At 65.2% G+C, this 13,683-nt stretch carries 13 protein-coding genes; 4 read left to right on the top strand and 9 right to left on the bottom strand.

What is annotated here, in order from left to right; genetic code table 11:
- Window positions 1–10: 10 nt before the first annotated feature.
- Genes ACB037_RS05960 through ACB037_RS05940 form a run of 5 tightly spaced genes read right to left on the bottom strand, consistent with a single transcriptional unit; the run spans window position 11 to window position 5,405 of the window.
- Window positions 11–3,169: an efflux RND transporter permease subunit gene (locus ACB037_RS05960; RefSeq protein WP_371175030.1), complete on the bottom strand. Its 3,159-nt coding sequence runs from the start codon at window positions 3,167–3,169 to the stop codon at window positions 11–13.
- Window positions 3,162–4,181 (bottom strand): efflux RND transporter periplasmic adaptor subunit, encoded by a 1,020-nt coding sequence (locus ACB037_RS05955; RefSeq protein ID WP_330143477.1) that lies wholly within the window; start codon window positions 4,179–4,181, stop codon window positions 3,162–3,164. The genes ACB037_RS05960 and ACB037_RS05955 overlap by 8 nt, the downstream gene beginning before the upstream one ends.
- A gap of 39 nt (window positions 4,182–4,220) precedes the next feature.
- Window positions 4,221–4,667 (bottom strand): YeeE/YedE family protein, encoded by a 447-nt coding sequence (locus tag ACB037_RS05950; protein ID WP_039039223.1) that lies wholly within the window; start codon window positions 4,665–4,667, stop codon window positions 4,221–4,223.
- A gap of 13 nt (window positions 4,668–4,680) precedes the next feature.
- Complete coding sequence (locus tag ACB037_RS05945) at window positions 4,681–5,094, bottom strand: YeeE/YedE family protein (protein ID WP_042881673.1); 414 nt, start codon at window positions 5,092–5,094, stop codon at window positions 4,681–4,683.
- The gene (locus ACB037_RS05940; RefSeq protein ID WP_041214807.1) at window positions 5,091–5,405 is read right to left on the bottom strand and encodes a metalloregulator ArsR/SmtB family transcription factor; all 315 of its coding nucleotides are present in this window, start codon (window positions 5,403–5,405) and stop codon (window positions 5,091–5,093) included. Before ACB037_RS05940 ends, ACB037_RS05945 begins: the two co-directional genes overlap by 4 nt.
- Before the next feature lie 86 nt (window positions 5,406–5,491).
- Between ACB037_RS05940 and ACB037_RS05935 the strand changes: the two genes are divergently transcribed.
- The 4 genes from ACB037_RS05935 to ACB037_RS05920 all read left to right on the top strand — a co-directional run bounded on the left by ACB037_RS05935 (window position 5,492) and on the right by ACB037_RS05920 (window position 8,660).
- Complete coding sequence (locus ACB037_RS05935; protein WP_041213243.1) at window positions 5,492–5,677, top strand: DUF2892 domain-containing protein; 186 nt, start codon at window positions 5,492–5,494, stop codon at window positions 5,675–5,677.
- 52 nt (window positions 5,678–5,729) lie between these two features.
- Window positions 5,730–7,001: an NAD(P)/FAD-dependent oxidoreductase gene (locus ACB037_RS05930; protein ID WP_039039227.1), complete on the top strand. Its 1,272-nt coding sequence runs from the start codon at window positions 5,730–5,732 to the stop codon at window positions 6,999–7,001.
- Between the two features lie 371 nt (window positions 7,002–7,372).
- A complete protein-coding gene (locus ACB037_RS05925; RefSeq protein WP_039039228.1) occupies window positions 7,373–7,750 on the top strand; it encodes a hypothetical protein in 378 nt (125 codons plus the stop codon).
- 181 nt (window positions 7,751–7,931) lie between these two features.
- Window positions 7,932–8,660 (top strand): MgtC/SapB family protein, encoded by a 729-nt coding sequence (locus tag ACB037_RS05920; protein ID WP_371175029.1) that lies wholly within the window; start codon window positions 7,932–7,934, stop codon window positions 8,658–8,660.
- Between the two features lie 78 nt (window positions 8,661–8,738).
- Here ACB037_RS05920 and ACB037_RS05915 read toward each other — a convergent pair whose 3' ends face one another.
- The 4 genes from ACB037_RS05915 to ACB037_RS05900 form a co-directional block, all read right to left on the bottom strand.
- Entirely contained in the window at window positions 8,739–9,749 is a 1,011-nt protein-coding gene (locus tag ACB037_RS05915; protein ID WP_043154725.1) for a substrate-binding domain-containing protein, read from the bottom strand.
- A 27-nt stretch (window positions 9,750–9,776) separates the two neighbouring features.
- Window positions 9,777–11,192 carry a glycoside hydrolase family 32 protein gene (locus tag ACB037_RS05910; protein WP_371175028.1) on the bottom strand — a complete coding sequence of 472 codons (1,416 nt, stop codon included), beginning with the start codon at window positions 11,190–11,192 and terminating at the stop codon, window positions 9,777–9,779.
- Entirely contained in the window at window positions 11,192–12,556 is a 1,365-nt protein-coding gene (locus tag ACB037_RS05905; protein ID WP_139736989.1) for a sucrose-specific PTS transporter subunit IIBC, read from the bottom strand. The genes ACB037_RS05910 and ACB037_RS05905 overlap by 1 nt, the downstream gene beginning before the upstream one ends.
- Window positions 12,557–12,639: 83 nt before the next feature.
- Window positions 12,640–13,599 (bottom strand): aminoimidazole riboside kinase, encoded by a 960-nt coding sequence (locus ACB037_RS05900; protein WP_371175115.1) that lies wholly within the window; start codon window positions 13,597–13,599, stop codon window positions 12,640–12,642.
- Window positions 13,600–13,683: the final 84 nt, after the last annotated feature.

Raw genomic sequence — 13,683 nt, 5'->3', positions numbered from 1 at the left:
CCCCCTGTGTTTACCTCTGACTTCGGCGAACGAGCAGGCTGTAGTAGAGCAGCGGGATCACCACCAGGGTGAGCAGGGTGGAAACCAGGATCCCGAAGATAAGGCTGATGGCGAGGCCATTGAAGATGGGGTCATCCAGGATGAAAAGCGCCCCTATCATGGCCGCCAGCGCCGTCAGCATGATGGGTTTGGCTCGCACCTGCGCCGCCTCGATCACCGCCTGCTCGAACGCCATGCCACTCGCCCGCTGCTGCTCGATGAAATCCACCAGCAGGATGCTGTTGCGCACGATGATCCCGGCCAGCGCAATCATCCCGATCATCGAGGTGGCGGTGAACTGGGCCCCCAGCAGGGCGTGACCCGGCATCACCCCGATGAGGGTGAGCGGAATGGGGGCCATGATGATGAGCGGCACCAGATAGGAGCGGAACTGGGCCACCACCAGCAGGTAGATGAGGATCATCCCCACCCCGTAGGCCAGCCCCATGTCGCGGAAGGTCTCGTAGGTTATCTTCCACTCCCCGTCCCACAAGAGGGCCACCTCCCCCAGCTTGTCGGGCTGATGCACGTAATACTGTGGCAGCGAGATGTCGGCACCGGCGGCAAACATGCCGTAGAGCGGGCTGTCGGCATGGCCGCCCATGTCAGCCACCACCATCACCATGGGCTGCATGTTCTTGTGCATGAGGTAGCTGGGGGCGACCTCGTCACGACGGCTCACCAGCTCGGAGACCCGCACCAGCTGGCCGCTCTGGCTGCGCACCTTGAGGGCCAGGATGCCGGTCAGGTCCCGCTTGTCACCGGGGGCGAGCTCGATGCGGATCGGCACCGGATACTTGGCGCCTTGCCCCTGCAGCCAGCTGGCATCCTGATAACCCACGCCCCCGTTGAGGGTCGCCACCAGATCCCCGAGATCGACCCCGAGCAGGGCCGCCTGGGCGCGATCCACCACCAGCCGCCACTTGGGCTGGGGGTCGGTCAGATAGATGTCCACGTCCACCAGATCCGCCGTGGCCACAAAGCGGGCCTGTACGGCTCGGGCAGCGGCTTCACGGGCGGCCTGCGTCGGGCCATACACTTCCGCGACGATGGGTGACCAGACAGGCGGTCCCGGGGGCACCTCCACCACCTTGAGATTGCCCCCTGCCGCACTGGCGATGGCCTGCAAGGGCGCACGCACCGACCGGGCAATCTCGTGACTGCTGCGATCCCGTTCATGCTTGTCCACCAGATTGACCTGAATATCCCCCACGTTGGCGCCGCTGCGGATGAAGTAGTGGCGCACCAGCCCGTTGAAGTTGATGGGGGCGGCGGTGCCGGCGTAGATCTGGTAATCCTTCACCTCGGGCACCCTGGCGAGCTCCCGCCCCACCGCCAGCAGGGTGCGCTCGGTCTGCTCCAGGGTCGCCCCCTCCGGCATGTCGAGCACCAGCTGGAATTCAGACTTGTTGTCAAAGGGGAGCATCTTGAGCACCACCCACTGCACCACGGGCATGACGGCCGCCCCCGCCACCAGCAGCAGAATGACCAGCCAAAGCTTATGTCTCGCTCTTTTGGCACCCGCCCCCATCAGGAAGGGGGTCATCAGCCGGTGAAAGAGCCCGGCCTTGGCCTCCCCGTGGGCGACATGCCCCTCGCGCTTGAGCAGGTGATTGGCCAGCCAGGGGGAGAAGATGAAGGCCACCAGCAGGGAGATGAGCATCCCCATGCTGGCATTGATGGGGATGGGGCTCATGTAGGGGCCCATCAGGCCGCTGACGAAGGCCATGGGCAGCAGGGCCGCGATGACGGTCAGGGTCGCCAGTATGGTCGGCCCCCCCACCTCGTCCACCGCGCCCGGAATGAGATCCTTGAGCGACCCCTTGCCCAGGCCGCGATGGCGGTGGATGTTCTCCACCACGACGATGGCGTCATCCACCAGGATGCCGATGGAGAAGATCAGCGCAAAGAGGGACACCCGGTTGAGGGTAAAGCCCCATGCCCAGGAGGCGAACAGGGTCAGTGCGAGGGTGATGACGATGGCGACCCCCACCACCAGCGCCTCGCGCCACCCCATGCTCACCAGCACCAGCAATACCACCGCCGTGGTGGCAAAGATGAGCTTGCCGATGAGGGTGTTGGATTTGGTCTCGGCGGTGACGCCGTAGTCACGGGTCACCGTCACCTCGACGCCAGCCGGGATGAGCCGGTTCCTGAGGCTCTCGACCCGTGCCTCCACCCGCTTGGCCACCTCCACCGCGTTCTGCCCCGGCTGCTTGCCGATGGCCAGGGTCACCGCCGGGTAGCTGGCTTGCCCCTGCCCCATCCAGCTTCGCTGGACCGGGGTCTCTTCCCCAAGCCCCACCCGGGCCACCTCACCGAGATAGACGGGCTTGCCGTCGTGCAACCCTACCACCAGCTCCCGGGCCTCCTGTTCGCTTTGCAGGAACTGCCCCACCTGCACCTTGATCTCCCGGTTATCCTGCACCACGGCCTGTTCGCTGCCTACCCGGTTGGCGGCAGAGAGACGCTGGCTCAGCTCGCCCCAGCTGATGCCATGGGCGCTGAGGGCCGCCGGATCCGGCATCACCCGCAGCACGGCGCGCTGGCCCCCCAGGCTGTAGATGTCCCGGGTACCGGGAATGCGCTTGAGTTCGGTCTCCAGCTCGTGGGCGACCCGGGTCAGATCGGGGGCCCCCAGTTGCTTGCTCCAGAGGGTCAGACTGACGATGGGAACATCATCGATCCCCCGGGGTTTTACCAGTGGCTGACCCACCCCCAGCCCCTGTGGCAGCCAGTCTCGATGGGAGTCGAGCTGGTTGTTGAGATCGACGATGGCCTGCTCGCGACTCACCCCCACCTTGAATACCACCACCAGCAGGGCGCCATCGGGTTGGGAAAAAGAGTAGAGGGTATCTATGCCCTTTATCTGGGAGACCACCTGCTCGGCAGGGGTGGTGACGAGGGATTCCACCTCTGCCGGGCTGGCCCCCGGGAAGGGAATGTAGACGTCGGCGAAGGTGACATCGATCTGGGGCTCCTCCTCCTTGGGGGTCACCAGCACGGCAAAGAGGCCGAGCAAGAGCCCCACCAGCGCCAGCAGCGGGGTGATGGCCGAGCCCTGAAACAGGGCCGCCAGCCGACCCGCCAGCCCCAGGCGGCCATGGTTGCCGTTCAGCTCGCTACTCATGGGGCACCTCCTGTTGACGGCTCCAGGCATCGGGGGCCAGGGTGTCACCGCCCTTGAGACCCGCCAGGACCTCGCACAGCCCAGCCTCGCAGTGGCCGACCCGCACCGGGGTCAGGGCCCATCCCTCCCCCTCTTTGAGGTAGACACCGTTGAACTCCCCCTGCCGCAGCAGGGCGGGCTCCGGCACTTGCAACACCTGACGCTCACCCTGTTTGAGCTGCACCTTGAGCCACATGCCGGGCAGCACCCCTGTCGTGTTCGGCGGCAGATCGAGGCGCAGCCGGAAACTGTGGCTCTGGCTGTCGGCGTAGTTGAAGCGGGTCAGCTTGACGGGAGTCACGGCCTTGCCACCGGGCAGCAGCACCTGCACATCCGACGGCTGGCCGGCGAGAGCCAGCGCGGACTGGGGCAGCTCCAGCTCCACCCTCAGCTCGCCCAGAGAGAAACCGGATAGCAGCGGCGTACCGGGGGCCACCGTCTCCCCCAGCTCCACCAGCCGCCTGGTCACCACCCCGGCGTAGGGGGCGAGGATACGGGTATAGCCGTAGGCTTCCCGGGCCTGGATGAGGGCGGCCTCGGCGGCATTGACCTCGGCGCGGGCGGCCCGATCCGTTGCCTGGGCGTTGTCGAGCTGGGCCCGGGTGATCACCCCCTTGGCGATGAGGGCCTGATAACGGGTGAGCTGGCGCTCGGCCTCCACCTGCTGGGCCTGGGCCCTGGCCACCCGCGCCTCGGCGCCGGTCACGGCGGCAGACTGCTCCTTGCCGCTTATCTCGAGCAGGGGCTGCCCGGCCTGTACCTCGTCGTTCACATCCACCAGCATGCGGGAGACCCGGCCACTGGTCTGGGCCGCGACCGTCCCCTGATGAATGGCGCTCACGGTACCGCTCAGGGTGAGCCAGTCGGTGACGCGCTGCGGGGTCAGCGTCAGCGACCCCTTGGCCTCCTCGGCCGCCACCAGGGTGGATGTCATGACCAGCAGGGTGGTCACCAGCAACCGGATTGTGTTCATCATGATTCTCCTTCCCTGGCTCATGGGCACCTTGAAAACTCAGGCAATACGGTGCTGGCGAGCCTTCTCCAGCACCCTGTTCCAGACCTTGTCCACCAGCAGGATCCCGGCCGCCATGGCCCCGATGAACAACAATATCATGGGCTGTCCGCTGGAAATGAGACTCAAGGCAGGCCCTGGACAGATGCCGACCAGGCCCCAACCGATCCCGAACAGTGCGGCCCCGCCAATCAGGCGGCGATCCAGCACGGGAGCGGGAACCCGGGCCATGGGTTCCCCCAGCAGGCTCAGACGACGGGGCTTCACCAGCAGGAAGTAGCCCGGCATGAAGACAGCCAGAGCGCCCCCCATCACGAAGGCCAGGCTGGGATCCCAGGCACCGGCCAGATCGAGAAACCCGGTGACCCGCGCCGGATCCATCATCCCGGAGAGGGCCATTCCCAGCCCGAACAACAGACCCGCAAACACACTCGTCAGCAATTTCATGGCAATCAACCCGTCAAAACATGTGGTGAGTAAAGAACACGGTCGCCACGCCCATCCCCATAAAGGTGAGCGTCGCCACCACGGAGCGCGTCGACAGCCGCCCCATGCCGCAGATACCGTGACCGCTGGTGCAGCCATTGCCAAGACGGGTGCCGATGCCCACCAGCAGGCCGGCCAGCAGCACCACGGGCCAGCCGGGCAAGGCATCAAAGGCGGGCATGGTGGCCCAACCCAGGGTCAGCGCCAGCCAGGCCCCCAGTCCCAATCCCAGCAGAAACAGCACCCGCCAGGGGGTCTTGTACTGCATTGCACCGGCCAGAATGCCGCTGATCCCGGCCACCCGGCCGTTGAACAACATCAGGATCAGGGCCGAGAGCCCCGCCAGCATGCCGCCCCCCAACGAGAGCAGCCATTGGCTTTCCATCATCGAATTTCCTCATCTGAGTGACAAAAATGGGTTTGCAGCGCCGCCAGCACATCGGCCGCCGCCTCGCTCACCAGGGAGTAGTAGATCTGCTGGGAGACTTTGCGCGAGCGGACAAGGCCCTGGCGCTTCAATACCGACAGTTGCTGGGAGAAGGCCGACTGCCCGAGCTGGCTGTGGGCCAGCAGCTCCCCGACCCCCTTCTCCCCTTCCACCAGCTGGCAGAGCACCATCAGGCGTTCAGGATGAGCCAGCGCCTTGAGCAGGCCGGCGGCGGCAGTCGCATGTCGGTTCATCTCGTCGAAGTGGCTCATAAGATTAAATTAGCAATTGCTGATATTTGTTCTATTGTATAAAACAACTCTAAATTAGCAATCACTAAACAAAAAGGAGACGAGAAATGACCGTCGATAACGGAGTCAGAGTGGTCGCGGGTGGCATGTTGCTGCTGTCGCTGCTGCTCACGGCCTGGGTCCACCCGGGTTTTGTCTGGTTGAGCGTCTTTGTCGGGGTCAATCTGATCCAGAGCGCGTTCACCGGGGTCTGTCCCGCCGCCGCCGTGCTCAGGCGAATGGGGCTCAAATAGGCAGGCGGACATATTGGCTCACAGGAGCCGTGTAATAGAGCGGAGGCTCATTATGGCAACCATCATCATCATCGGGGCAGGGTTGGGGGGCATGTCGGCCGCCTACGAGCTCAAGGCCGAACTCGGCAAGCAGCACGACGTCATCCTGGTGAACGACAAACCTGACTTTGAATTCAACCCTTCGAACCCGTGGATTGCGGTCCGGTGGCGAGAGCGCAAGGATATCTCCCTCCCCATAGAGCCTCATGTGAAGAAGAAGGGGATCCGCTTCATCCACGCCGCCCTGACCGGGTTGCAACCCCTCGAACAGCAGATCCGCCTCTCCGATGGCCAGCACCTGCACTACGACTTTCTGGTGCTCTGCACCGGCCCCGCACTCGCCTTTGAAGAGGTGCAGGGAGCAGGCCCGACGGCGGGCGGCACCGCCAGCGTCTGCACCCTCTCCCACGCAGAGGAGTGCCTGCACAGTGTCAACGGGCTGCTCGACGAACCGGGGCCGGTGATCGTCGGTGCCATGCCCGGCGCCTCCTGCTTCGGCCCGGCCTACGAATACGCCTTCATCCTCGATCGCCACCTGCGCGACAAGAAGGTGAGAAAGGACGTGCCCATGACCTTCGTCACCAGCGAACCCTACATCGGTCACCTCGGCCTCAACGGCGTGGGGGATTCCAAGGGCATGCTGGAGAGCGAGCTGCGCATGCGCGACATGCAATGGATCTGCAATGCCCGCACCGTGGCGGCCAGGGATGGGGTGATGACGGTGGAGGAGCTGGATGAAGATGGCAACGTCAAGCGCACCCACAGCCTCCCCTACAAGCATGCCATGATGCTGCCCGCCTTCGCCGGCATCAGCCCCCTGCGGGGCCTCGAGGGGCTGGTCAATCCCCGCGGGTTCGTCATCGTCGACGAACACCAGCGCAACCCTGTCTTCCCGCAGATTTACGCCGCCGGGGTCTGCATCGCCATCCCGCCCCAGCACAAGACGCCGGTACCGACCGGGGTGCCCAAGACCGGCTACATGATTGAGGCCATGGTGCGCACCTTGAGCCACAACATCAAGGCGGAGCTGGACGGCCAGCCCCCGGTCACCCGGGCGGTGTGGAATGCCATCTGTCTGGCGGACATGGGGGACACAGGGGCCGCCTTCGTGGCCATGCCGCAGATCCCGCCGCGCAACGTCGCCTGGTTCAAGAAAGGGAAGTGGGTCCACCTGGCCAAGATAGCGTTCGAGAAGTATTTCCTGCACAAGATGCAGGTAGGCGACACCGAACCCATCTATGAAAAACTGATGCTCAAATACCTGGGCATCGACAAGACCCGGTAACCCCCCAAGGGCCCGCCGGTGAAGGGAAGAGGGCTCCCTTCACCGGCGCTTTCATCTCTTTTTAATTATGTTTCAATATGTTGCTATCAAAGGCTCGGGGTTTACCCAGGCAGCCGTATCGGCTACCATGTCGCCTCTTTATCACTAGCGGAGACCATCGGTGGGCAACTCATCAAGTGACAGACGCACGCCGACCCTCGTCGTCGGCCCCCTGGTCGCGAGCTAGCCGCAGGTTATTCTCTGCCGCGACTCGCCACCCTGCGAGAAGTGGATCCCTCTTTTCCCCGCTTTTCACACTTGACGTCAGGTGACGCGGACTCATCCCCCGACACCTTGCCTGCATAGTTTCTGCTTCCCAAAAGGAGGCTGCTATGCGCTTGATTTCAAACAACCCTGTCGCTGACAAATCCCCTTCCCTGCTGAGCAGACTGGGACGGGGCCTGCGACCACTCTGGCAACGTGGCAGACGGCGTCAGCACCTCTATCGGCTGCACATCCGCTGCGAAGACAGAGCCGACATGGAGCAGGTGCTGGCCGCGGTGAGCCACACCCTGCAACCGGCCGGACTCAGTCCTCTGCAGTCCATGCAGCCCGGGCGCGGTGAAGGCCGCGTGCTGGTGCTGAGCCTCTACTGCACGCCGCCCCAGCGCCGCTATCTGGTGCAGTTCATCCACCAGGTCGGGGCTGTCCACCCGGTACGCTGGGAACTGCGCCCCCGCGCCGGGGACGACGCCACCACCAGCCATTGACCCTCGAATGAGGCGGGTCCTTCCCGGGCAACCGTGAAGGGCCTGTACCCTGTTCTGCGCCATCCCGCTCCGTCAGGAGGCGGGTCGCGCCCTTGCATTCACCACGATGTCGACCTTGCCCCCCGTCTCTCACGCAACCCGGGGGCGAAGGCTGGTCGGCATCCCCAGAAGGAGACCCTTCATGAGAATGTGGCAACAACTCGATTTTCTCGCCCTGCTCGACACCCTGTCCAGCCTGCTGCTCGCCTTCGTGCTGGGCTGCCTGGTCGGCCTGGAGCGCCAGTACCGCCAGCGCACCGCCGGCCTTCGCACCAACGTGCTGGTCGCCGTGGGGGCGGCCCTGTTCGTCAACCTGGCCCAGCGCATCTATGACCTGCATGGCGGCAGTTACGGGGTCGTCCACGTGGTGGCCTACATCGTCTCCGGCATCGGTTTTCTCGGCGCTGGCGTCATCATGCGGGAATCCGGCAACATCCGGGGCATCAACACAGCGGCCACCCTGTGGGGTGTGGCTGCGGTCGGGGCCGCCTGCGGCGCCGGGTTCGCCCTGGAGGCCATCCTCGGCGCCCTCTTCGTGCTGGCCGCCAACACTCTGCTGCGCCCCCTGGTCAACCAGATAAACCGTGACCCGGTGGACAACATGGACACCGAAGTGACCTATCACGTGACCGCTCTCATCGGCCGCGCTCACCAGAAGGAGGTGCTGCCCTGGCTCGAGCAGATGCTGGAGCAGGCCCACTACCCCCTGAGCGAGCTCGACATCACCCCCTTCGGCGATCAGGATCTCGAGATCTCGGCGGTGCTGCTCGCCACCGCCATCGATGGCACCAAGCTCGATGCCCTGATGAACACGCTCGGGGAGCACCCTCACATCAAGCAGATCTTCTGGCGGGCCAGCATCACCGATTGACGCCCTCATACCAGACGCAGCACAAAAAGCCCCGCCGGATCCGGCGGGGCTTTTTCACAGGAAAGGGAAGCCGTGTGCCTAACGGCGGCTGCGCCAGCGCACCCTGGGGTTGATGACCTGGGCGGTCTGGGCTGGGGGATTGCCCGCGATGAGTTGCTGCATCATCTCGAAGGCGGCCCGGGCCAGGGCCGGGCAATCCTGGGCCACGGAATCGATGCGCATGGGGATGCAGTCGAGCAGATCGTGATCGTCGAACGTACACAGGCGCATGCCGGTCTCCATCAGTTCCGCCTCGTTGAGGTAGCGCAGCACCCCCTCCAGCAGGGTGAAAGAGGCGGTAAAAAGCCCCTTCGGCGGCGCCCCGAGTTCGTCCACCAGCTCAGACATCAGCTGATAACCCGAGCTCGGCTGGTAGTCACGGTGGCGGACCCGGTCTGAAGTGGCCTCCAGCCCGGCCCGGTGCAATCCGAGCTCGTAACCCGCCAGCCGGTGGCGGCTGGGGGAGAGATCCAGCAGACCTCCGAAGTAGTAGATCTCCTCCCCGCAATCCTGGGTCATGTCCTGCACCAGCTCGGCGGTGGCCTTGCAGGCGTCCGAGATCACCATGGGCAGGCGCGACTCACCGATGTGGCGGTCGAGCTGCACCACCGGCAAGCGGTCGTGGATGCGGGCATAGATGTCGTCACTGTGGCCGCTGGAGGCGACGATGAGGCCATCCACCTGACGGCTGATGAGGTTGTCCACCACCCGCTGCTCCAGGGTGGGATCATCCTCGGAGCAGGCGATGAGCAGCTGGATCCCCGCCTCCCGACAGCGGGCCTCCAGGGCACGGGCGATGCTGGCGAAGCCGAAGTTGGTGAGGTCGGGGATGACCAGCCCCCAAGTGTAGCTGCGCACCTCCCGCAGGGAGCGGGCGTGGATGCTCGGCTGATAGTGGCACTCGTCCGCCACCGCCTGGATCCGCTTGCGGGTATCGTCGGCGATGCGGTATTCCGCACTCTTGCCGTTGAGCACCAGACTGGCGGTGGCCTTGGAGACCCCCGCAAGCGTGGCTATCTGGGCAATCGTGATCCGTTTCTTCTTCTCCACCTGACCTCCCGGCACACTGAGACCGGGCTATTGTACTAGGCAGGTCGCCAGCGGCCAGTGATCGAGGCAAATTTTGCTGCCATCACCGTCACAACGTGCGGAAAGTACTGGGTTTTCGCCGGGGAAGTAACGGGTCGACAAGCTCTGGCGCCCGCCATCGACGAAGCACTCCAGGCTGGAGCGGTCACACAAGACGGTGATCTTGCCCCCAAGCCAGGGGGCGCTTCGCTCCTCCCACTCCCCGCTCTGCCAGTTCTGGCGCCGCAGGACAAGACGCCCCGGCTGCCACACCAGCTCGACCACGGCCCCGAACCCGAGGCGCCCTTCACCGCACAGCGCCAGATCGAGCCAGGCCGAGTCGATGGCCAGGGCAGGCAGCTCGCCCGGCGCCCCCTCGAAGCGGGTCTGCTCCCCTTTCAGGGCGCCCAGCTCAGCCACCGGCCGCTGGCAGAGCCACTCATCCTGCCAGAACAGCTCCCGCGGGCAGCTCATCTGGTGGATCCAGCCGTGCTCGAGAGTGGGCTGGCTCATCTCGTTCTCCTCCGGCAAGCCCAGCCAGCCGAACAGCAGGCGCCGCCCCTGGCTGTCCTGGGTAGTCTGGGGGGCATAGAACTCGAATCCCCTGTCCAGCTCGTGGAAAGCCCCGTGGGCGAAGTGCATCCCGTCGAAGTCACCCGCCAGCCAGCCGCACTGGTAGAGGTTGCGATAATCCTCTCCCTGCGGGGCAATCCCCTGCGGGCAGCTGATCAGCACATGGCGATCTCCCAGGGGGAAGAGGTCCGGACACTCCCACATGTAGCCAAACTCCCCGAGACCGCCGCGCCCGCTGCCGGCGATGGGGCCCACCAGCGTCCAGGCATCCAGGGTATCACCGCGATAGAGCAGCACCTCACCCCGATCGTCCAGGGTGCGGGCCCCCAGCACCATCAGCCACTGCCGACCGTCGTGCCACACCTTGGGGTCGCGCACATGGCCGCTGTAGCCTGCGGGCAGGTCCAGCACGGGTCCCAGCTTGGCAAAGCCCCCCTCACCGTCGGCGCGGGCCAGACACTGGTAGGCGGTGCGGCTGCCGTCCGGGTATTTGACGTTGCCGGTGTAGATAAGGGTCAGACTCCCCTGCTCGTCGCTCACCGCCGAGCCCGAATAGCAGCCGTGGCTCTCATAGGCCTCGGTGGGCAGCAGCGCCACCGGCTCGTGCTGCCAGTGCAGCAGATCGGTGGAGGTGACATGCCCCCAGCCCTTGTTGCGGTGCTCGCAACCGAGCGGGTTCCACTGGTAGAAAAGATGGTAGCGCCCGTCGTGCTCGATGAAGCCGTTGGGATCGTTGAGCAGCCCCACCGGGGCTGCCAGATGCCAGCGGGGCCGATGGGAATCGGCCGCCGCCTTGAGCTGTCCGGCCAGCAGGGACCGGACAACCTGGTTCAGGAGATGGCTTTCCTTCATCACTCCACCTTGTACTTGAGCAGGTAGGAGGCGGCGAAAGCGGCGCCAAAGGCGATCACCAGACCGATGACGTAGTGGATGAGGCTCATGGGCTGGACGATGGCCATGCCCGGGATACCGGTCAGGCCCACCGCCGTCATGCCGACCTTGGCCGCCACCACGTAGGCGCCGCCGCAGGCCCCGCCGAACAGACCGGCCAAGAAGGGCTTGATGTAGCGCAGGTTGACCCCGAAGATCGCCGCCTCGGTGATGCCGAGCAGGCAGGACATGGCCGCCGGCACCGTGATGGCCTTGATCTTCACATCGCGGGTCTTGAAGTAGACCGCGAGGCAAGCCCCACCCTGGGCCACGTTGGCCATGGCCCAGATGGGCAGCAGGAAGTTGACGCCGATGGCAGGGTTGGCCAGCAGCCCCGCCTCGATGGCGTGGAAGCTGTGGTGGATGCCGGTGATGACGATAAGGGAATAAGTCCCGCCAAACACCAGACCCGCCAGCCAGCCTGCCTGCTCATAGAGGGCGCTCAGACCGAACGAGATGCCGTCCCCCAGCACCCGCCCGGCGGGGCCGATGAAAAGCAGCGCCACGAAGCCGGTGATGATGACGGTCAAAAACGGGGTGAGGATGAGATCCAGGGCGTCAGGGATGCGCTTGCGCAGCTGCTTCTCCAGGTGGGACATGAACCAGACCGCCAGGAGCACCGGGAAGACAGTGCCCTGATAGCCTATCATGGCGACATCCAGGCCGAAGAAGTCCATGGTCTTGAAGCCCCCGGCAACGCCCCAGGCGTTGGTCAGGGCCGGGTGGGTAAGAATGCCGCCCAGCGTCGCCCCGAGGTACGGATTGCCGCCAAATTCCCGCGCCGCCGTAAAACCGATGAGGATCGGCAGGATGATGAAGGCTGCCGAGCTGAACATGTCGAGCATGACGAACAGGGCGCTGTCGGCGTTGACCCAGCCGTAGGTGCGCACCATGCCGAGCAGCCCCATCAGCAGGCCGGAGGCGACGATGGCCGGAATGATGGGCACGAAGATGTTGGAGAGGGTCCGCGCCAGACGCTGGGCCACGTTGAGCTTGGCCGTCGCCATGTCGGTCAGCTCCGCCTTGCTGGCGGTGCCGGTCCCGGTCAGGGTGACGAACTCCGCATAGACCTTGTTGACCAGGCCGGTGCCGAAAATGACCTGGATCTGGCCGGCGTTGCTGAAGCACCCCTTGACCCCCTCCAGCTTGTCGATGGCGGCCTTGTTCACCTTGCTGTCGTCCGCCAGCACCAGCCGCAGCCGGGTGGCGCAGTGGGCGGCGCTGACGATGTTCTCCCTGCCCCCGAGCAGGGGCACCAGATCCTGGGCTATCGCACTGATATTCATATTCTTCCTCTTATGACCCGCCACGCTGGCGGGCCCTTGTCACATGAGAGTAGGGGCTGTCGAGCCGGGCTTCTAGCCGCAGATCAACAGCCGTCTGCGCCTGATCGCAAAAATTCATCCAGCCGGGTGCGGGTGGGCAGTGCCGTCATCGCCCCCTTGGCGGTGGTGGCGAGCGCGCCGCAGCCGTGGGCCTGAGCCAGAATGGCGGGCAGCTCGGCCAGCGTCGGCTGCGAGGTCCGTTCGGCCAAGGCCGCCAGCAGCCCGGCGACGAAGGCATCCCCCGCCCCCGTGGTATCGAGTGGCGTCACCTTGGGCCCCACCCACTCCAGCAACTCGCCACCCAGACGGGCCACCACGCCCCCCGCTCCCCGGGTCACCAGCACCAGTGCCGGGCCTGAAAGAGTGGCAAGCCCCGCCGCCAGATCGTCCAGACCGCTCAGCAGTTGCAGCTCCTCCACCGAGAGCTTGACCACGTCTGCAAGGGCCATGGCCTCGCGCACCACGGGCAGCATCTCGGCAGGGTTGCCCCACACCTCTGGCCTCAGGTTGGGGTCGAAGCAGACCCGCCCCCCGACGGCACGGATGGTCGCCATGGCTTGCAGACAACTGCTGCGCACCGGCTCGTTGGCGAGCGCAATGGAGCAGGTCAGCAGCCACTGCCCGGCCTGGAAGACCGGCAGATCGGCATGGCTCAGGAACTGATCGGCACTGGGGCGCACCATGAAGGTGAAGCTGCGCTCCCCCGCCTCATCGAGATCCACCAGTACCGTGCTGGTGCGATGGGCCGGATCCAGGATCAGGTGGCGAATGTCGACCCCCTCCCTGGCCAGGGTCTCCCCCATGAAGCGGCCGAAGGGATCCGCGCCGACCCGGCCAATGAAAGCCGACTCCCCGCCGAGCCGAGCAACGCCCACCGCCACGTTGGCCGGTGCGCCACCCGGACACTTGAGGTAGTGCTGCTCCCCTTCCGGGATCAAGTCCACTACCGCATCCCCCATTACCCACACACGATTCGTCACCTTGTTGCTACTCCACTGCTGCACAGGATTTGCCGGGGTCAGCCCCGGGTTCTGGGTCCGCATTATCAGCTAAACCGTTTTAGCTAACCAACAGATCCCGGGGCCGCC

It is taken from the genome of Aeromonas sp. S19(2024), from assembly GCF_041402625.1.
Classification (GTDB): domain Bacteria; phylum Pseudomonadota; class Gammaproteobacteria; order Enterobacterales; family Aeromonadaceae; genus Aeromonas; species Aeromonas caviae.
This window is presented reverse-complemented; position numbering and strand designations above follow the sequence as displayed.

Bases quoted from the DNA above. Each gene is read 5' to 3' on its own strand.
- ACB037_RS05955 (WP_330143477.1), bottom strand. From the start codon at position 4,181: ATGAACACAATCCGGTTGCTGGTGACCACCCTGCTGGTCATGACATCC.
- ACB037_RS05935 (WP_041213243.1), top strand. From the start codon at position 5,492: ATGACCGTCGATAACGGAGTCAGAGTGGTCGCGGGTGGCATGTTGCTG.
- ACB037_RS05930 (WP_039039227.1), top strand. From the start codon at position 5,730: ATGGCAACCATCATCATCATCGGGGCAGGGTTGGGGGGCATGTCGGCC.
- ACB037_RS05925 (WP_039039228.1), top strand. From the start codon at position 7,373: ATGCGCTTGATTTCAAACAACCCTGTCGCTGACAAATCCCCTTCCCTG.
- ACB037_RS05905 (WP_139736989.1), bottom strand. From the start codon at position 12,556: ATGAATATCAGTGCGATAGCCCAGGATCTGGTGCCCCTGCTCGGGGGC.
- ACB037_RS05910 (WP_371175028.1), bottom strand. From the start codon at position 11,192: ATGAAGGAAAGCCATCTCCTGAACCAGGTTGTCCGGTCCCTGCTGGCC.
- ACB037_RS05945 (WP_042881673.1), bottom strand. From the start codon at position 5,094: ATGATGGAAAGCCAATGGCTGCTCTCGTTGGGGGGCGGCATGCTGGCG.
- ACB037_RS05950 (WP_039039223.1), bottom strand. From the start codon at position 4,667: ATGAAATTGCTGACGAGTGTGTTTGCGGGTCTGTTGTTCGGGCTGGGA.
- ACB037_RS05940 (WP_041214807.1), bottom strand. From the start codon at position 5,405: ATGAGCCACTTCGACGAGATGAACCGACATGCGACTGCCGCCGCCGGC.
- ACB037_RS05920 (WP_371175029.1), top strand. From the start codon at position 7,932: ATGAGAATGTGGCAACAACTCGATTTTCTCGCCCTGCTCGACACCCTG.
- ACB037_RS05960 (WP_371175030.1), bottom strand. From the start codon at position 3,169: ATGAGTAGCGAGCTGAACGGCAACCATGGCCGCCTGGGGCTGGCGGGT.